The following is a 16,545-nucleotide window of genomic DNA, read 5'->3' as shown; positions in this document are numbered from 1 at the left end:
CCTTGCCCTACATCGTCGTGATCGTCGACGAGATGGCCGACCTGATGATGGTCGCCGGCAAGGAGATCGAGGGCACGATCCAGCGCCTCGCCCAGATGGCGCGTGCCGCCGGCATCCATGTCGTGCTCGCGACGCAGCGTCCCTCGGTCGACGTCATCACCGGCACGATCAAGGCGAACTTCCCGACCCGCATCTCCTTCCAGGTCACCTCGAAGATCGATAGCCGCACCATCCTCGGCGAGATGGGCGCCGAGCAGCTGCTCGGCCAGGGCGACATGCTCTACATGGCGGGCGGCGGGCGGATCACCCGCGTGCACGGCCCCTTCGTCTCCGATGCCGAGGTCGAGAAGGTCGTCGCCCACCTCAAGACGCAGGGGCGCCCGGACTATCTCGATGCCGTCCTCGCCGAAGAGGAGGAGGGTGCCGGCGCGGAGGAGGACGGCGCCGTCTTCGACAAGACCGGCATGGGCCAGGCCGAGAGCGAGGACCCTTACGACCAGGCCGTCGCCGTCGTATTGCGCGACAAGAAGGCCTCGACCTCCTACATCCAGCGCCGCCTGCAGATCGGCTACAACCGCGCAGCCTCGATCATGGAGCGCATGGAGAACGAGGGCATCGTCGGTCCAGCAAACCACGCAGGCAAACGCGAAATCCTCGTGGAGACCTCGCGCGCACGGGAGGACGAGGACTGAGCCATGCCTGCGAGAACCGGGCGCGGCACGCCGCCACAGCGCTTTCGGCCGCAGTATCGCGCGAAACCGGTCCTGAAATTGCCATGAGCAACGTGCAACCTCGCCGACGGTAGCGGCGTTGAACCCTTGCCGGCGTGCCTCGCCGTCACGATATCCAGCGTCAGCCCGAGAAAATGGAACCGAGCCGCCTCATGAAGCCTTCGCTCCCCACGTCAGCTTTCGCAGCAGCCGCCCTGGCGCTCGTGCTGGCGTCGGGCTCGGCATGGTCGCAGCCGCTCGACATCCGGCCCGCGACCCAGCCGCCGGCGCCGAAGCAGCGGGCCATCCCCCTGCCGCCGACCCGCCCGCCCGGTCTCGGAATGCCGCGCCATGACGTCGCTGCGGCGCCGACTGCCGCCCCGGTCGCGACCCCTGTGGTCACCGCAAACAACGAGCCGCAGCGCCCGGCGCCCGCCACCAAGCCCTCGCGGCCTTCCGCGCCATTGTCCAAGCCGGAAGCGGTCGAGCGCCTGAACGCCTATTTCAACGGCTTCGCCACCTTGCAGGGCGACTTCATCCAGTTCGCCGCCGATGGCCGCCGCTTCGAAGGCAAGATCTATGTCCAGCGCCCCGGCAAGATGCGCTTCGAGTACCGTCCGCCGGTAACGATGGAAGTGATCGCCGACGGCACCTCGGTTGCGATCCGCGACAAGAAGCTGGCGACGCAGGACCTCTATTCGATCGGCCAGACGCCGCTGAAGTTCCTGCTGAAGGAGCACATGGACCTGGCGCGGGATTCGACCGTCACCGGCGTCAGCACCAAGGGCGACATCCTCTCGGTCAAGATCGAGGACCGCTCTACGCTTGGCGGCACCTCGAAGATCACCCTGAATTTCGACCTGACCGCCAACGAGCTCAGGCAATGGGTGGTGATCGATCCGCAGGGCTACGAGACCTCGGTCTCGCTCTACAATCTCGACACCCAGCGCCGGCCCGACCAGAAGAACTTCGTGATCGACTACCAGCGCGTGCTCTGACCGCGCTGGTTCTCCGCCCGCTCCTGTCGTGCTGCCGGCCGCAACGAAGCCGAGCGCCGGACTCGGCGCCGCTGACGCGACCTGTCTGGAATGACCTGCCGGCCCTTGCTTTTCTGCGCGGGGCGACCCAGTTTCCGGCTCCCATTCCGACCGGATCCCGCGCGTGAAGCTCGACGTCACCACCTGGAACATCAATTCGGTACGCCTGCGCATCGGCCTGGTCACCGAATTCCTCAAGAACCACCGGCCCGACATTCTCTGCCTCCAGGAGACCAAGACGCCGGACGAGCAGTTCCCGACGAAGGCCTTCGCGGAGGCCGGCTATGCCCACCAGGCCTTCATCGGCAACAAGGGCTATAACGGCGTCGCCATCGTCTCCAGGCTGCCCTTCTGCGAGAAGGAAGCGATGGCGATGTGCGAGCGCAACGACGCCCGCCATATGAGCGTCGTGCTCGATGCCGGCGCGGGAGCGGCTGCCGGCATCGCCATCCATAACTTCTACATCCCGGCCGGCGGCGACATCGCCGACCCCGAGGCCAATCCGAAATTCGCGCACAAGCTGCAGTTCCTCGACGCGCTCGGCGCCTGGGGCGTCGCCAAGAACCCGTCGGGACGGCCGAGCATCCTGGTCGGCGACCTCAACATCGCTCCCTACGAGCACGACGTCTGGAGCCACAAGCAGCTCCTCGACGTCGTCAGCCACACGCCGATCGAGACCGACACGCTGGAAAGACTGCGTAGCGAGCTCGGCTGGACCGACGCCGCCCGCACGCTGAAGCCGGAACCCGAGAAGCTCTACAGCTGGTGGAGCTATCGCGCCGCCGACTGGCAGGCCTCCAATCGGGGCCGCCGGCTCGACCATATCTGGCTCTCGGACGGGCTGAAGCCGACCCTGCGCGATCTCGAATTCCTGCGCGAGGCGCGCGGCTGGGAACGCCCCTCCGACCATGTCCCCGTGACGGTCTCGCTCGAACTCTGAGGGCCACCGCGAGCAGGGCGGCGCCGCTCAGCGCCAGTCGATCGCCCTGAGCGACATGCCGACCGAGGCGAGCTCGCCGGTGAACTCCGTCAGTCGCTCCTCGATCGCATGCGCGAGGGCCGCCGCCGAATCCGGCGATTCGGCCAGCACGCGCCGCATCACGCTGCGCGAGAGCTTCATCACCTGCGTCGGTTCGCGGGCGATCGCCGTCGCCGGCCGCTCCAGCGCCGCGAACAAGGCGAGCTCGCCGATAAGCGCGCCCGGCCCGGCGATCTCCTCGGCAGGGCGTCCATCATCGTCTCGGCTGAGCGCGACCGCGCCGGAGACCACCAAGAAAGCCCCGTCCGAGCCCTCGCCACGACGGAACAGCACATCGCCCGCGCGCAAGGTACGGCTTTCCGCCGCGAAGGCGACCAGGCGCAGCGCGTCGCGATCCATCAGGCTCAGCAGCGGTTGCCGGGCCAGGAATGCGATGTCGTCGTTGAGCGCCATGATCTCAGGGGTTCAGCCGATAGCCACCGGCATCGGTCACGAGCAAGCGGGCATTGGCGGGGTCGGGCTCGATCTTCTGCCGGAGCCGGTAGATATGCGTCTCCAGCGTATGGGTGGTCACCTGAGAGTTGTAGCCCCAGACCTCCTGCAGCAGCACCTCGCGCGCGATCGGCTTGCGCCCGGCGCGATAGAGGAAACGCAGGATCGCCGTTTCCTTCTCGGTCAGCTTGGTCTTCGAGCCCTTGGCGTTGACCAGCAGCTTCGAGCCTGGATGGAAGGTATAGGGCCCGACCTGAAAGACCGCGTCCTCGCTGGCCTCGTACTGCCGCAGATGAGCCCTGATCCGCGCCAGCAGCACGGCGAACTTAAACGGCTTGACGACATAGTCGTTGGCGCCGGCCTCGAGCCCGAGCACGGTGTCGGCGTCCGAGCCCTGCCCGGTCAGCATGATCACCGGGCTCTTGAAGCCGTTCTTGCGCATCAGCTTCACTGCCTCGCGCCCGTCCATGTCGGGCAGGCCGACATCCATCACGACGAGGTCGACGCGCTCGGCCTGGACCATCTTGACGCTCCCGGTCGCGGTCGCGGTCGTCGAGACCCGGAATTCGTCGTAAAGTGCGAGCTGCTCGGCGAGCGCGTCTCGCAGGCTCTGGTCGTCGTCGACGAGCAGGATATGATGCGTGGCTGACATGATGCCGATTCAGCTCGATTGCGTTCGTGCCGACACTAGAGCATGGCAGGAAAAAGTGGGAACCGGTTTTTCACCGAAGCCATTCGCCAAGCCTATGCCGGCGATCACGTTTTTCTCATTTTCCTGCCTCGGCCCGCCCGCTGCGTGGGGCTGGCGCGCGCAAGAGCCTATCGCAAGCGCGCTTTCGCGTTCACCCAGCGCTAACCCTCCGAAGCGAATCTTGCAGCAACCGGCCTGGCAAAGGTGCCGGCAAGCCGTTCAGGACTAGGATCGCCGTGAGCAGAGCTGAAGACCGTGCCGGTGGCCGCCGGCTGACCCGGATCACCGTGGTGCGCTCGGTGCGCGATCGCCGCAAGGGCTTCCTGAAGGCTGGCGGGGCGGTCTTTCCCTGCGCGCTCGGCCGCTCCGGCGTCATCGTCGACAAGCGCGAGGGCGATGGCGGCACGCCGCGCGCCGAACTGCCCCTGCGGCGCCTGTTCTTCCGCGGCGACCGGCTGGCGCGGCCGGCGAGCCTTCTGCCCGCACGCCGGATCGGCCCGCGCGACGCCTGGTGCGACGACACCAGCGACCGGCGCTACAACCGGCTGATCGACCGCCCGCTGGGCGAAGCCGAGGAGCGGCTCGCCCGCGCCGACCATCTCTACGACGTCATCGTCGAGCTCGGCTGGAACGATGCGCCGGTCCGGCGCGGCCGCGGCAGTGCGATCTTCTGGCATCTCGCCCGGCCCGGCTTCACGCCGACCGCCGGCTGCGTCGCCGTCGAGGGCCATGTCTTCGCCAAGGTGTTGCCGCGGCTGGCGCGCGCCTGCACGCTGGTGGTTCGCTAGCCACGCGGCTAGCGCCTCTGCGAGGCTTGCAAAGCCGGCCACCTCATCGATACTGGCTGGGAGCACCGTCTCGACGAACAGATTCGCGGCAGCGTCCCGACTTGGCACCGCCCAGGCAGGCACGCTGATCCACGCAGCGGGACTTTGCCATGAACGACTCTTCTCCTCGCCCGATCGGCTTCGGCCGCGTCGCCGCCATGTTCCCGGTCAAGGACATGGAGCGCGCCCACGCCTTCTATGCCGGCGTGCTCGGCTTCACGAAAACCTTCGAGAACGGCCAGCCGGTCGGCTTCATGATCCTGAAGAAGGACGGCGCCGAGATCCATCTGACCCTGCAGAAGGACCACAAGGCCGCGCCTTTCAACATCGCGCATATGATGGTCGCGGACGTCGACGCCCTTCATGAGCTCTGCCGCTCGCATGGGCTGCGCATCGTCAAGGGCCTGCGCGACAAGGATTACGGCTTGCGCGCCTTCGTCTTCGAGGATCCCGATGGCAACCGCATCGACGTCGGCCAGCCGATCTAGAGCATCGACGACCGTCGAACGCATTCGAGCGCGGTCGTTCACGCGCCGCAAACCATCGTCCGCGACGGTCGGCATTCGTTAACCGACGATTCGCCGAAGCGATCGATCCTCTCCGGCACTATTGCCGGGGAGGATCATGCCAAAGCGCCTGTCACTGGTCGGGCTGGCCGATCGCCTGACGCTGCGGCAGCAGACCGCCGCCATGGCCGGCCTGCTCTGCATCGTCGTCGTCGCCGTCTCGGCCGCCGGGGCCGCCTGGCTCGCCCGCCGGGATGCGGTGCGCGAGGCCAATCTCGAACTCGTCGCGCTCGCCCGCACGATGTCGGACCGGCTCGACCAGAACATGTTCGAGCGCTACCGCGAGATCAAGAATCTGGCCGAGATGGAGCCGCTACGCGGTCTCTGGCAGGACAATCCGGCGCGGGTCCGGGCGGTGCTGATGCAATTGCAGGCCGGCCTCAGCGACTATGCCTGGCTCGGCCTCGCAGAACCGAGCGGCAATGTCCGCGCCGCGACCCGCGGCATGCTCGAAGGCGTCTCGGTTGCCCAACGCCCCTGGTTCATCAGCGGTCTTGCCGGGCCAGCCGTAGAGGACGTCCACGACGCCAAGCTGCTCGATTCGCTGTTGCGCAAGAGCCCGGACGAAGCGCCCTTTCGCTTCGTCGACGTCGCCATGCCGGTCTTCGACCCGACCGGCGCCAAGGTCGGCGTCCTCGGCGCACATCTGAGCTGGAACTGGGCCGGCACCCTGCGCGACAACGTCCTGCGCAACCACGATCCCGCCCTCGCCTCCGAACTCTGGGTGCTCGGCCGCGACGGCACCGTGCTGCTCGGTCCGAAAGACGCCAAGCGTTTCGAGAGCGCAGAAATCGCCGGAGCCCGCCACGGCGTCTCCTTCGTCGACCGGTCCGGCGATCAGCCTATGCTGACGGCGCTCGTCGCGACCAAGGGGCTGGACGATTATCCAGGCCTCGGCTGGGTTGTCGCCGCCCGGCGCTCGGTCGATGTCGCGCTCGCGCCGGCCAATCGCCTCACCGCCGTCATCGCCTTGCTCGGCCTGGCAGTCGCGGCCATCGGTGCCGCGCTCGCCTGGTTCCTGGCCGGCACCGTCACCGGGCCGCTACGAACCCTCTGTCGTTCGGTGGACCTGATCGGCCGCGATCCGAACGCCGCCGGCATCAGGCGCCAGCACGGCTCGCGCGACATCCTCCAGCTCTCGGCCGCGCTGCGGTCCTTGCTGCGCCGCCTCGGCATCGCCGAGAAGGGCGCGCGCGACGCCGCTGCGACCATTCGCGACGTCCAGGCCAAGGCCGACAAGCAGGCGCGCGAAGCCGACGAGAAGACCCGCCGCCTCGGCTCGGACCTGCACACCCTGCAGATCCTCGCCGACACCGACCCACTGACCGGGCTGCTCAACCGTCGCGCCTTCCTGCCCTTCGCGGAAGACGCGATGAACTATTATAAGCGCTATCGCCGCAATCTCGGTGTGCTGATGTTCGACATCGACCACTTCAAGCGGATCAACGACACTTTCGGCCATGCCGCCGGCGACGAAGTCATCCGCGCCGTCTCCAAGATCATCGCCGGCCAGATCCGGACGACCGACAAGGTGGCGCGCTTCGGCGGCGAGGAGTTCGTCGTTCTGCTGCGCGAGACCGATGCGCAGGGTGCCGAGAATCTTGCCAACCGCATCCGCGAAGCGATCGGCGCGACGGTGGTGACGCAGGGCCTGTCTCAGATCGAGCTCACCATCAGCGTCGGCGCCGCCATCGTCTGCGAGCAGGACCGCGATATCGAGGATGTGATCGAGCGTGCCGACAAGGCGCTCTATGCGGCTAAATCCTCCGGCCGCAACCGCGTCGTGCTGGCGGAAGCCGAACGGGCGCCGGCCCCAGCCGGCTCCTGAGCAGGCCGGCCATACCCGGCACTACCGGAAATAGACCGGCGATATCAGCGGCTTGTCAGGTAGTGCCGTAGTCGCGCGCACCGAAGATCGCGCTGCCGACGCGCACATGCGTCGCTCCGAGCTGGATCGCCGCCTCATAGTCGGCACTCATCCCCATCGACAGGATCGGCAGGCCATTGCGCTTGGCGATCTTGGCGAGCAGCGCAAAATGCGGCGAGGGCGGCTCGTCCGCCGGCGGGATGCACATCAGCCCCTCGATCTCCAGCCCGTAGGTCACCCGGCAGCTCGTCAGGAAGGCGTCGACATCGGGCGGCAGAACGCCACCCTTCTGCGGCTCGGCACCGGTGTTGACCTGGACGATCAGCCGCGGCGCGCGGCCGCTGCGCGCGATCTCCCGCGACAATTCCTTGGCGAGGCTCTCGCGGTCCAGCGAGTGGATCGTATCGAATAGCGCCACCGCCTCCTTCGCCTTGTTGGACTGCAGCGGCCCGATCATGTGCAGCCGCGCATGCGGGAAGCGTTCGCGCAGGTCCGGCCATTTCGCCTTGGCTTCCTGGACGTAGTTCTCGCCGAAATCGACCTGCCCGGCCTCGAGCGCCGGCAGGATCACTTCGGTCGGTTTGGTCTTGGAGACCGCGATCAGCGTCACATCCTCCGGCCGGCGGCCGAAATCGCGCGCCGCACGCGCGATCGCCGCACGCGTCTCCTGCAATCCCGTCACCACATCCTGCATCGCGCCGTCCTTTGCCCGCATCGCCGCCAAGCCTTTCCAAACATTGACCCGGCGCGTCCGATGGTGTCCTAGTCCGGGCCAGTCCGATTACGCAAGAACGACACGATCAGCATGGCCGCCGAACGCTACAATCCGAAGGAAGCCGAGCCGAAATGGCGCAAGGTCTGGGATGAGCGCAAGCTCTTCGAGACCCGCAACGACGATACGCGCCCGGCTTACTACGTGCTCGAGATGTTCCCCTATCCGTCGGGGCGCATCCATATGGGCCATGTCCGCAATTATGCGATGGGCGACGTGGTGGCGCGCTACAAGCGGGCCAAGGGCTTTGCCGTGCTCCACCCGATGGGCTGGGACGCCTTCGGCCTGCCGGCGGAGAACGCCGCCAAGGCCAACAAGGTCCATCCGCGCGAATGGACCTACGCCAATATCGCGACGATGCGGACGCAATTGCAGTCCATGGGCCTGTCGCTCGACTGGAGCCGCGAGCTCGCGACCTGCGACCCCAGCTATTATCGTCACCAGCAGAAGCTCTTCCTCGACTTCCTGAAGGCCGGGCTGGTCGATCGCAAGACCGCCAAGGTCAACTGGGACCCGGTCGACGAGACCGTGCTCGCCAATGAGCAGGTCATCGACGGCCGCGGCTGGCGCTCCGGCGCCGTCGTCGAGCAGCGCGAGCTGACTCAGTGGTTCTTCAAGATCACCAACTACGCCCAGGAGCTCAACGACGCCCTCGACGGGCTGGAGCGCTGGCCGGACAAGGTCCGGCTGATGCAGAAGAACTGGATCGGCCGTTCCGAGGGCCTGCTGGTTCGTTTCGCGCTCGAATCGAATGCCCTGGGGCAGGACGAGCTGGAGATCTACACCACCCGTCCGGACACGCTGTTCGGCGCCCGCTTCATGGCGGTCGCGGCCGACCATCCGCTGGCCAAGGCGTCCGCGGTCGACAATCCCGGGCTCCAGGCCTTCATCGCCGAATGCAAGAAGACCGGCACGGCCCAGGAGAACATCGACAAGGCCGGCAAGCTCGGTTTCGACACCGGCCTGCGCGCCGTCCATCCCTTTGATCCGTCATGGACTTTGCCGATCTACGTGGCGAATTTCATCCTGATGGAATACGGCACCGGCGCGATCTTCGGCTGCCCGGCGCATGACCAGCGCGACCTCGACTTCGTCAACAAGTACGACCTCGGCAATACCCCGGTGGTCTGCCCGGAGGGCGTCGATCCTGCGAGCTTCGTGATCACCGACACCGCCTATACCGACGATGGCCGGATGATCAATTCGCGCTTCCTCGACGGTATGACCATTCCGGACGCGAAAGAAGAAGTCGCGCGGCGCCTCGAGGCGGAGACCCGCGGCAACCGGCCGGTCGGCCAGCGCAAGGTCAATTTCCGCCTGCGCGACTGGGGCATTTCGCGCCAGCGCTACTGGGGCTGCCCGATCCCGATCATCCACTGCGCCGATTGCGGCACCGTTCCGGTGCCGGAAGAGCAGCTGCCGGTGAAGCTGCCCGATGACGTCTCCTTCGAGAAGCCGGGCAACCCGCTCGACCATCATCCGAGCTGGAAGAACGTCTCCTGCCCGTCCTGCGGCAAGCCGGCGCGGCGCGAGACCGACACCATGGACACCTTCGTCGATTCGTCCTGGTATTTCGCCCGCTTCACCAATCCCTGGCTCGAAGCCAGCCCGACCGACCGCGCCGCGGTCGACCGGTTCCTGCCGATCAACCAGTATATCGGCGGCGTCGAGCACGCCATCCTGCACCTGCTCTATTCGCGCTTCTTCACCCGCGCGATGAAGGCGACCGGCCATGCCGGCGTGGATGAGCCCTTCGACGGCATGTTCACCCAGGGCATGGTCGTTCATGAGACCTATCGGGCGCAGGACGGCAGCTGGGTCGAGCCCGGCAATGTCCGCATCGAGGTCACCGGCAGCGAGCGCCGCGGCTTCGACGTCGACGGCGGCGCACCGATCGAGATCGGCTCGATCGAGAAGATGTCGAAGTCGAAGAAGAACGTCGTCGACCCCGACGACATCATCGCTTCCTACGGCGCCGACACCGCCCGCTGGTTCATGCTCTCCGATTCGCCGCCGGATCGCGACGTGATCTGGAGCGATGAGGGCGTTCAGGGCGCTGCCCGCTTCGTCCAGCGCCTCTGGCGCCTGGTCAGCGAGATCGCCGCACGCACCGGCAATCGCGTCGCCCGCCCGGCGAGCTTCGGCGAGGCGGCCTCCCTGCTGCGCAAGACGAGCCACCGCGCCTTGCATGCGGTCGGCGCCGATATCGAGCGCCTCGGCTTCAATCGCTGCGTCGCGCATGTCTATTCGCTGACCAACGCCATCGCCAAGACGCTCGACGCCGCAGCCGAAAGCGCTGATCTGCCGGCCGACACCGCCTTCGCGCTGCATGAATCCGCCATGATCGCGACGCAGCTTGTCGCCCCGATGATGCCGCATCTCGCCGAGGAATGCTGGCACGCCCTCGGCTTGCCCGGTCTCGTCGGCGAGGCCGCCTGGCCGGAAGCGGAAACGGATTTGTTACGCGATGACAGCATCATCCTGCCGGTACAGATCAACGGCAAGAAGCGGGCCGAGGTGACCGTGGCGGCGGATGCCGATACGGTGGCGGTCGAGGCCGCTGCCCGCGGCTCGGAAGCCGTGGTCAGGGCGCTGGAAGGCCGGGCGATCCGCAAGATCATCGTGGTTCCGGGGAGAATCGTGAATGTCGTCGTCTGAAGCCGGAACCATCCGCCGTCGCGGCCGGCCGTTCGCGCTGGCCGCCGCGCTCACGCTGGCGGCGCTCGCCGGCGGCTGCTTCCGGCCGCTTTATGCCGACGCCACGGTGAGCAAGGTCGGCGACAACGTTCGCAACGCCATGCTCAGCATCGAGGTTCCCGAGATCAAAGGCCTCGTCGGCCACTATCTGCGCAATGAGCTGGTCTTCGAGTTCGATGGCGGCGGCGCTCCGGACCTGCAGAAGAAGTTCCGCCTGGTCGCGAACACCACCGAGTCGCTCGAGGTGATCACCGTCGACTACGCCAATGGCCGCGCCGATTCGGCGATCCTCGTCGCCACGGCCGACTGGCAGTTGCTGCGCAACGGCTCCAACGAGGTCATCGCCTCCGGCCAGAGCGTGGTGCGCGCGCCCTATGAGCGCTCGACCCAGCGTTTCGCCAATCTGCGCGCTGCGCGTGACGCGCAGATCCGGGCCGCCAAGAATCTGGCTCAGCTGATCCGCGCCCGCGTGGCCGCCGACCTGACCGCCTGAGCCGGCGGCACCGCCGCCATGGCGACGATCAAGGCGCATGAGGCGGACCGGGCGCTGGCGCGGCCGGACCCCGCCTGGCGGCTCTTCCTGTTCTACGGCCCCGATGCCGGGCTCGTCTCGGAGCGGGCGACAGCGCTCGCCCGCGCCAGCGTGGACGATGTCCAGGATGCCTTCCAGCTGGTCCGCATGAGCGGCGACGACATCGCCGGCGACCCGCTGAAGCTGGTCGACGAGGCCAATACCATCGGCCTGTTCGGCGGACGGCGGGCAATCCGTGTCTCGGTGACCTCCAAGCCCTTGCTAGCGGCGGTGGAGCCGCTGCTGGCGACGCCGTCCAGGGACGCCGTGGTCATCGTCGAGGCTGGCGATCTGCAACGCTCCAACCCGCTCCGGACAGCCTGCGAGAAGGCGCGAACCGCCCTGGCAGTCCCCTGCTATGGCGATGCCGCCCGCGATCTCGGCACGATCGTCGACGAGATGGTCCGTGCCTCCGGCAAGTCCATCGACCGGACGACGCGCGACTCCCTGGTCGGCCTGCTCGGCGGCGATCGCCAGACCTCGCGGCAGGAGATCGACAAGCTGATCCTCTATGCCGGCCAGGACACCGCCGTCACGCTAGCCCATGTCGAATCGGTGGTCGGCGATACCGCCCAGCGCGAACAGGCCAGCGTCATCGACGCCGTCTTTGCCGGCCGCTTCGCCGCCCTGGATCTCGCCTTCGGCAAGCTCGCCGGCGAGGGGCTCGACATGGGTGTTCTGCTCGGCGCGGTGCTGCGCCATGCGCTGGCGCTGATGAAGGCCCGCTTCGCGCTCGATGCCGGCCGCAGCGCCCGCGATGCCGTGGCGGCGATGCGGCTGCCCTATCCGCGCCTGGCACCGGCGGAAGCCGCGCTTGGCGCCTGGAATGCGACGAAGCTCAAGGATGCGGTGGCAGTACTCGGCGCCGCCATGATCGCGGTCCGCCGCGATGGCGAGATGGGCAAGCCGGTCGCGATGCGAGCGCTCTGGACGCTCGCCCGCATGGCCGGGTCCGGCCGAGGCTGATCAGTCCTTCAGGCGCCGGCACAGCGCGTCGAGCTGCTCCAGCGTCTTGTAAGCGATCTTCATCTCGCCGCCGCCATTGGCCCGGTGCTTGATCGAGACGCCGAGCCCGAGCGCCTCTTCCAGCGCCTTCTCGACAGCGCGGGTATCGGGGTCCTTTTCCCGCTTCGCGACCGCCGCAGTGTTCGGCACGCTCTTGGTCTCGCCGCGCGCCTCTTCCTGGCCGAGGCGCTCGATATCGCGGACCGTCAGCCCCTGCTCGACGATGCGTTTCGCCACCTGTTCCGGGTCCGAAACAGAGAGCAGCGCCCGGGCATGGCCAGCGGAGACCGCTCCTTCGCTGACCATCTGCCTTACGGGTTCGGGCAGCTTGCTGAGGCGCAGCGTGTTGGCGACATGGCTGCGGCTCTTGCCGATCACCTTCGCAAGATCGTTCTGGGTATAATCGAATTCCGCGATCAGGCGCTCATAGCCGGCCGCTTCCTCGATGGCGTTGAGATCGGCGCGTTGCACGTTCTCGACGATGGCGATCTCGAGCGCTTCGCGGTCATTGGCCTCGACCAAGATCACCGGGACTTCGTGCAGCTCGGCCCGCTGCGCTGCCCGCCAGCGCCGCTCCCCGGCGATGATCTCATACGCATCGAGCATGCCCGGGAAGGCCCGCACGATGATCGGCTGGAGGATGCCGCGTTCGCGCACCGAGGCCGTCAGATCGTCGAGCTCGGCATCGTCGAAGATCCGGCGCGGATTGCGGGCGCTCGGGCGCAGGAACTCGACCGGCACCTTGCGCTGACCGCGCGAGCGCTCGATTGCGCCGATCTCGTCACCGACATCGCCGATCAGCGCGGCGAGACCACGGCCAAGACGTGAGCGTCCCTGTTCCTCCGCCATCGTCAACCTCTTGAACTTTCTATATCTTCAGAACTAGGCCGCGGCCCGCAGGGTCCGCTCGCGCTTGATCACCTCGGAGGCCAGCCGGAGATAGGCCTGCGAACCCGCACAGCGCAGATCATAAAGCAGTGCAGGCTTGCCATAGGACGGCGCTTCGGAAACCCGGACATTGCGCGGGATCACGGTTTCGTAGACCTTGTCGCCGAGGAAGTCGCGGACATCGGCCATGACCTGGCCGGAGAGATTGTTGCGCGGGTCGTACATGGTCAGCACGACGCCCTGGATAATCAGCCGTGGATTGAGGCCGGCGCGCACCTGTTCCACCGTCTTCAAGAGCTGACTGAGGCCTTCCAGCGCGAAGAACTCGCACTGCAGCGGCACCAGCACGGCATCCGACGCCGTCATCGCGTTGATCGTGATCAGGCTGAGCGAAGGCGGGCAATCGATCAGGATATAGGTCAGGTCGTTGCAACGCTGATCGTGCTCGAGCTCGTCGACCGCCTTCTTCAGGCGCTGCACCCGGTCCTTCTCGCCGGCGATCTCGAGCTCGACGCCGAGCAGGTCGAGTGTCGACGGCGCAATGAACAAATTGGGAACGGCCGTTGCCTGCATCGCGGCGCCCAGGCCGATATCGCCGCAGAGCACGTCATAGGTCGAGGCGCGCCGGCTCTTACGGTCGACGCCGAGCCCTGTCGAGGCGTTGCCCTGAGGGTCGAGATCGATGATCAGCACCTTCTCGCCGATCGCCGCCAGCGCGGTGCCGAGATTGATTGCCGTCGTGGTCTTGCCGACGCCGCCCTTCTGATTGGCGAGGGCCAGGACACGAGGCCGGCCGGAGCTTGGCCGAGGGCCTAGGTCGTTCATGAGTCGGTCCGCTTCTGAGCGTTGCGGATCACCAGGATACGCGCCGCCGAATCCGTAACGGAAGGAAACGTTGATGCCTGAATCTTCCAATATTTAGAAGCGTCGGTCAATTCGGCATCTAGATGTTGTCCCTTCGGAAAGACCCCGATCACACCGGTTCTCAACAGCTCTTTGCACCAGTCCAGCAGGAGCGGCAAAGGCGCGAGCGCCCGCGCCGTCACCACATCGACCTTGCCGAGAAATTGCGGCATCGCATCCTCGATCCGGGCCGCATGAACCGTCACCGCCGCGCCGGTCAGCCGGGCCGCATGGCGCAGAAAGGCGCATTTGCGGGCGTTGCTCTCGACCAGATCGATATGTCCGCCTATCTCCGCCAACCGGATCCCGAGAACCAGACCGGGAAAGCCGCCACCGGAACCGAGGTCGAGCCAGCGCCGGGCTTCGGGGGCATGATCGAAGAGCTGCAGCGAATCGGCGATATGCCGGGTCCAGACCTCGTCGAGCGTCGCGGTCGAGACCAAGTTCTTGGCCCGCTGCCAGCGTTCGAGCTCGGCGACGAGGACAACCAGGCGCTCCTCTGTTTCACGTGAAACAGGAGTCAAGCTCAAACCGCGCTGGCGGTCTGAGTTATCAACTGAACGCACAGTCATGATGCCGCTTCGGTGACGGTTGCGGATTTTCTCCGCCGCGCATGCGCTGCCAGCAAGGTCAGGGCCGCCGGCGTCATGCCTTCGATCCTGCCGGCTTGCGCCAGATTGGCAGGCTGGGCGGCTTCGAGCTTGGCCCGCAGCTCATTGGATAGGCCGGAGATTTCGGCAAGGTCGAGATCCCGCGGCAGCCTCAGCGCCTGGTCACGCTGATAGGAATCGATCTCCGCCGACTGCCGGTCGAGATAGACCGCATAGGTCGCATCGGCGCTGACGCGCATCGTCACATCCTCGGGATAGCCCGCGAGATCAGGCCAGGCGCTGGCCAAGGCGCCGAACTCGACGCCGGGGTAGGAGAGGATCTCGAAAAGGCTGCGCTTGACCCCGTCCCGATTGACCTGGAGGCCGGCCACCGCTGCCTCGGACGGGGTCAGCACGCGCTGCTTCAGCTGCCCCGTCAGTTTCGCGATCTGCTCCTGCCGCGTCGCGAACTTGTCCCGTCGCGTCGCACCGACCAGGCCGAGCGCGATCCCAAGGCCGGTCAGGCGTTCGTCGGCATTATCGACCCGCAGCGAGAGCCGGAACTCGGCACGCGAGGTGAACATCCGGTACGGCTCCGTAACGCCTCGCGTCACCAGATCGTCGATCATCACCCCGATATAGGACTGCGCCCGGTCGAGCACGATCGGCTCGCTGCCGCCGGCGCGCCTTGCGGCGTTGAGCCCGGCGAGCAGGCCCTGGCCCGCCGCCTCCTCATAGCCGGTGGTGCCGTTGATCTGCCCGGCGAGGAAGAGGCCACGGATCGCACGCGTCTCGAGCCCGGCGGTCAGGGCGCGCGGATCGACGAAATCATACTCGATCGCATAGCCCGGTCGCAGCATGGTGGTGCGCTCGAGCCCCGGGATCGTCTTCAGCAGGCCGAGCTGTACGTCCTCGGGCAGCGAGGTCGAGATGCCGTTCGGATAGACCGTCGGATCATCCAGCCCCTCAGGCTCCAGAAAGATCTGGTGGCCGTCACGGTCGCCGAAGCGGCCGACCTTGTCCTCAATCGACGGGCAGTAGCGCGGGCCTCGCCCTTCGATCTGACCGGAGAACATCGGCGCGCGATGCAGGTTGGCCCGGATCAGCTCATGGGTCGCCAGCGTGGTCCGGGTAATGCCGCAGGAGATCTGCGGCGTCGTGATCGCGCTGGTCAGCGCCGAGAACGGCTCCGGCGGATCGTCCCCGGCCTGCATGTCCAACGCCGCCCAGTCGATGGTACGGCCGTCGAGCCGCGGCGGTGTACCCGTCTTCAGGCGACCGAGCGGGAAGTTATGGCGTTCCAGAGTCAGGGAAAGCCCGACCGAAGGGGCTTCGTCGACCCGCCCCGCCGCGATCTTCTTCTCGCCGATATGGACGAGGCCGCGCAGGAAGGTGCCGGTCGTCAACACGACCGTTCCACAGCCGAATCGACGGCCATCGGCGAGGAGCACGCCGCGCACCTCTCCCTCGTGGACATCAAGATCGAACGCTTCGCCCTCGATCAGATCGAGTCCGGAACAAGCTCTGAGCGCCGCCTGCACGGCCTCGCGATAGAGCTTCCGGTCGGCCTGGGCCCGCGGCCCACGTACGGCCGGGCCCTTGCGCCGGTTGAGCATGCGGAACTGGATACCGCCCTGGTCGGCGCAACGCGCCATGATGCCGTCGAGCGCATCGATCTCACGGACGAGATGGCCCTTGCCGAGCCCGCCGATCGCCGGATTGCAGGACATCACCCCGATGGTCGCGAGCTTGTGTGTAAGCAGGGCCGTGCGTGCGCCGAGCCGCGCGGCCGCGGCGGCGGCTTCCGCCCCCGCATGGCCACCGCCGACGACGATCACGTCGTAATGCGTCGTTCCGTTGCTGTCAGACATGGTTCTTCGCTAGCCAAGCCTTTCGGCGCGGTCAATGAAAACACCGTTGATCACAGCCTCGTGCGACGAAATCGCTGCC

Annotated in this window: 16 protein-coding genes; 9 read left to right on the top strand and 7 right to left on the bottom strand. The window is 66.9% G+C overall.

Going from position 1 to position 16,545, the window contains the following annotated elements:
* From RKE40_RS25525 to xth, 3 genes are all read left to right on the top strand, one after another.
* Window positions 1–692: DNA translocase FtsK (locus RKE40_RS25525; protein WP_316021006.1), on the top strand; the 692-nt coding region annotated here is incomplete at its 5' end.
* 191 nt (window positions 693–883) lie between these two features.
* Entirely contained in the window at window positions 884–1,708 is an 825-nt protein-coding gene (locus RKE40_RS25520) for an outer membrane lipoprotein carrier protein LolA (protein WP_316021005.1), read from the top strand.
* Between the two features lie 163 nt (window positions 1,709–1,871).
* Complete coding sequence (gene xth, locus RKE40_RS25515; RefSeq protein WP_316021004.1) at window positions 1,872–2,687, top strand: exodeoxyribonuclease III; 816 nt, start codon at window positions 1,872–1,874, stop codon at window positions 2,685–2,687.
* A 27-nt stretch (window positions 2,688–2,714) separates the two neighbouring features.
* Here the strand turns inward: xth and RKE40_RS25510 are convergent, their stop codons facing one another.
* Window positions 2,715–3,179 carry a cyclic nucleotide-binding domain-containing protein gene (locus RKE40_RS25510; protein ID WP_316021003.1) on the bottom strand — a complete coding sequence of 155 codons (465 nt, stop codon included), beginning with the start codon at window positions 3,177–3,179 and terminating at the stop codon, window positions 2,715–2,717.
* A 4-nt stretch (window positions 3,180–3,183) separates the two neighbouring features.
* Window positions 3,184–3,870, bottom strand: coding sequence for a response regulator transcription factor (locus tag RKE40_RS25505; RefSeq protein ID WP_316021002.1), 687 nt, complete (start codon window positions 3,868–3,870; stop codon window positions 3,184–3,186).
* 275 nt (window positions 3,871–4,145) lie between these two features.
* On the opposite strand from RKE40_RS25505, the gene RKE40_RS25500 reads away from it, so the two are divergent.
* The 3 genes from RKE40_RS25500 (at window position 4,146) to RKE40_RS25490 (ending at window position 7,130) form a co-directional block, all read left to right on the top strand.
* Window positions 4,146–4,697, top strand: coding sequence for a L,D-transpeptidase family protein (locus tag RKE40_RS25500; protein ID WP_316021001.1), 552 nt, complete (start codon window positions 4,146–4,148; stop codon window positions 4,695–4,697).
* Between the two features lie 149 nt (window positions 4,698–4,846).
* Window positions 4,847–5,224: a glyoxalase superfamily protein gene (locus tag RKE40_RS25495; protein WP_316021000.1), complete on the top strand. Its 378-nt coding sequence runs from the start codon at window positions 4,847–4,849 to the stop codon at window positions 5,222–5,224.
* Between the two features lie 136 nt (window positions 5,225–5,360).
* Window positions 5,361–7,130, top strand: a complete 1,770-nt coding sequence (locus RKE40_RS25490; protein WP_316020999.1) for a sensor domain-containing diguanylate cyclase — start codon at window positions 5,361–5,363, stop codon at window positions 7,128–7,130.
* 55 nt (window positions 7,131–7,185) lie between these two features.
* Here the strand turns inward: RKE40_RS25490 and RKE40_RS25485 are convergent, their stop codons facing one another.
* Complete coding sequence (locus RKE40_RS25485) at window positions 7,186–7,884, bottom strand: YggS family pyridoxal phosphate-dependent enzyme (RefSeq protein WP_316020998.1); 699 nt, start codon at window positions 7,882–7,884, stop codon at window positions 7,186–7,188.
* A 90-nt stretch (window positions 7,885–7,974) separates the two neighbouring features.
* Between RKE40_RS25485 and leuS the strand changes: the two genes are divergently transcribed.
* The 3 genes from leuS to holA are packed head-to-tail and all read left to right on the top strand — an operon-like array spanning window position 7,975 to window position 12,175.
* The gene (gene leuS / locus RKE40_RS25480; protein ID WP_316020997.1) at window positions 7,975–10,599 is read left to right on the top strand and encodes a leucine--tRNA ligase; all 2,625 of its coding nucleotides are present in this window, start codon (window positions 7,975–7,977) and stop codon (window positions 10,597–10,599) included.
* Entirely contained in the window at window positions 10,586–11,131 is a 546-nt protein-coding gene (gene lptE / locus RKE40_RS25475) for an LPS assembly lipoprotein LptE (RefSeq protein WP_316020996.1), read from the top strand. Before leuS ends, lptE begins: the two co-directional genes overlap by 14 nt.
* 18 nt (window positions 11,132–11,149) lie before the next feature.
* Entirely contained in the window at window positions 11,150–12,175 is a 1,026-nt protein-coding gene (holA, locus tag RKE40_RS25470) for a DNA polymerase III subunit delta (protein WP_316020995.1), read from the top strand.
* On the opposite strand, the gene RKE40_RS25465 is transcribed toward holA, so the two are convergent.
* From RKE40_RS25465 to mnmG, 4 genes are read right to left on the bottom strand one after another with little or no spacing between them, the layout of a single operon-like run.
* The gene (locus RKE40_RS25465) at window positions 12,176–13,063 is read right to left on the bottom strand and encodes a ParB/RepB/Spo0J family partition protein (protein ID WP_316020994.1); all 888 of its coding nucleotides are present in this window, start codon (window positions 13,061–13,063) and stop codon (window positions 12,176–12,178) included.
* A 33-nt stretch (window positions 13,064–13,096) separates the two neighbouring features.
* Window positions 13,097–13,927: a ParA family protein gene (locus tag RKE40_RS25460; protein ID WP_066473557.1), complete on the bottom strand. Its 831-nt coding sequence runs from the start codon at window positions 13,925–13,927 to the stop codon at window positions 13,097–13,099.
* Window positions 13,924–14,577 (bottom strand): 16S rRNA (guanine(527)-N(7))-methyltransferase RsmG, encoded by a 654-nt coding sequence (rsmG, locus tag RKE40_RS25455; RefSeq protein WP_316020993.1) that lies wholly within the window; start codon window positions 14,575–14,577, stop codon window positions 13,924–13,926. The genes RKE40_RS25460 and rsmG overlap by 4 nt, the downstream gene beginning before the upstream one ends.
* Window positions 14,574–16,466 carry a tRNA uridine-5-carboxymethylaminomethyl(34) synthesis enzyme MnmG gene (gene mnmG, locus RKE40_RS25450; protein ID WP_316020992.1) on the bottom strand — a complete coding sequence of 631 codons (1,893 nt, stop codon included), beginning with the start codon at window positions 16,464–16,466 and terminating at the stop codon, window positions 14,574–14,576. Before mnmG ends, rsmG begins: the two co-directional genes overlap by 4 nt.
* Window positions 16,467–16,545: the final 79 nt, after the last annotated feature.

The sequence above is a fragment of the Allobosea rubneri genome, assembly GCF_032464875.1.
In the GTDB taxonomy this organism is placed as follows: domain Bacteria; phylum Pseudomonadota; class Alphaproteobacteria; order Rhizobiales; family Beijerinckiaceae; genus Allobosea; species Allobosea rubneri.
The sequence above is the reverse complement of the archived record's forward strand: the minus strand, read 5'-3'. Positions and strand labels throughout refer to the sequence as shown.

Bases quoted from the DNA above. Each gene is read 5' to 3' on its own strand.
- RKE40_RS25520 (WP_316021005.1), top strand. From the start codon at position 884: ATGAAGCCTTCGCTCCCCACGTCAGCTTTCGCAGCAGCCGCCCTGGCG.
- RKE40_RS25510 (WP_316021003.1), bottom strand. From the start codon at position 3,179: ATGGCGCTCAACGACGACATCGCATTCCTGGCCCGGCAACCGCTGCTG.
- RKE40_RS25505 (WP_316021002.1), bottom strand. From the start codon at position 3,870: ATGTCAGCCACGCATCATATCCTGCTCGTCGACGACGACCAGAGCCTG.
- RKE40_RS25495 (WP_316021000.1), top strand. From the start codon at position 4,847: ATGAACGACTCTTCTCCTCGCCCGATCGGCTTCGGCCGCGTCGCCGCC.
- RKE40_RS25490 (WP_316020999.1), top strand. From the start codon at position 5,361: ATGCCAAAGCGCCTGTCACTGGTCGGGCTGGCCGATCGCCTGACGCTG.
- RKE40_RS25485 (WP_316020998.1), bottom strand. From the start codon at position 7,884: ATGCGGGCAAAGGACGGCGCGATGCAGGATGTGGTGACGGGATTGCAG.
- leuS (WP_316020997.1), top strand. From the start codon at position 7,975: ATGGCCGCCGAACGCTACAATCCGAAGGAAGCCGAGCCGAAATGGCGC.
- lptE (WP_316020996.1), top strand. From the start codon at position 10,586: ATGTCGTCGTCTGAAGCCGGAACCATCCGCCGTCGCGGCCGGCCGTTC.
- holA (WP_316020995.1), top strand. From the start codon at position 11,150: ATGGCGACGATCAAGGCGCATGAGGCGGACCGGGCGCTGGCGCGGCCG.
- RKE40_RS25465 (WP_316020994.1), bottom strand. From the start codon at position 13,063: ATGGCGGAGGAACAGGGACGCTCACGTCTTGGCCGTGGTCTCGCCGCG.
- RKE40_RS25460 (WP_066473557.1), bottom strand. From the start codon at position 13,927: ATGAACGACCTAGGCCCTCGGCCAAGCTCCGGCCGGCCTCGTGTCCTG.
- rsmG (WP_316020993.1), bottom strand. From the start codon at position 14,577: ATGACTGTGCGTTCAGTTGATAACTCAGACCGCCAGCGCGGTTTGAGC.
- mnmG (WP_316020992.1), bottom strand. From the start codon at position 16,466: ATGTCTGACAGCAACGGAACGACGCATTACGACGTGATCGTCGTCGGC.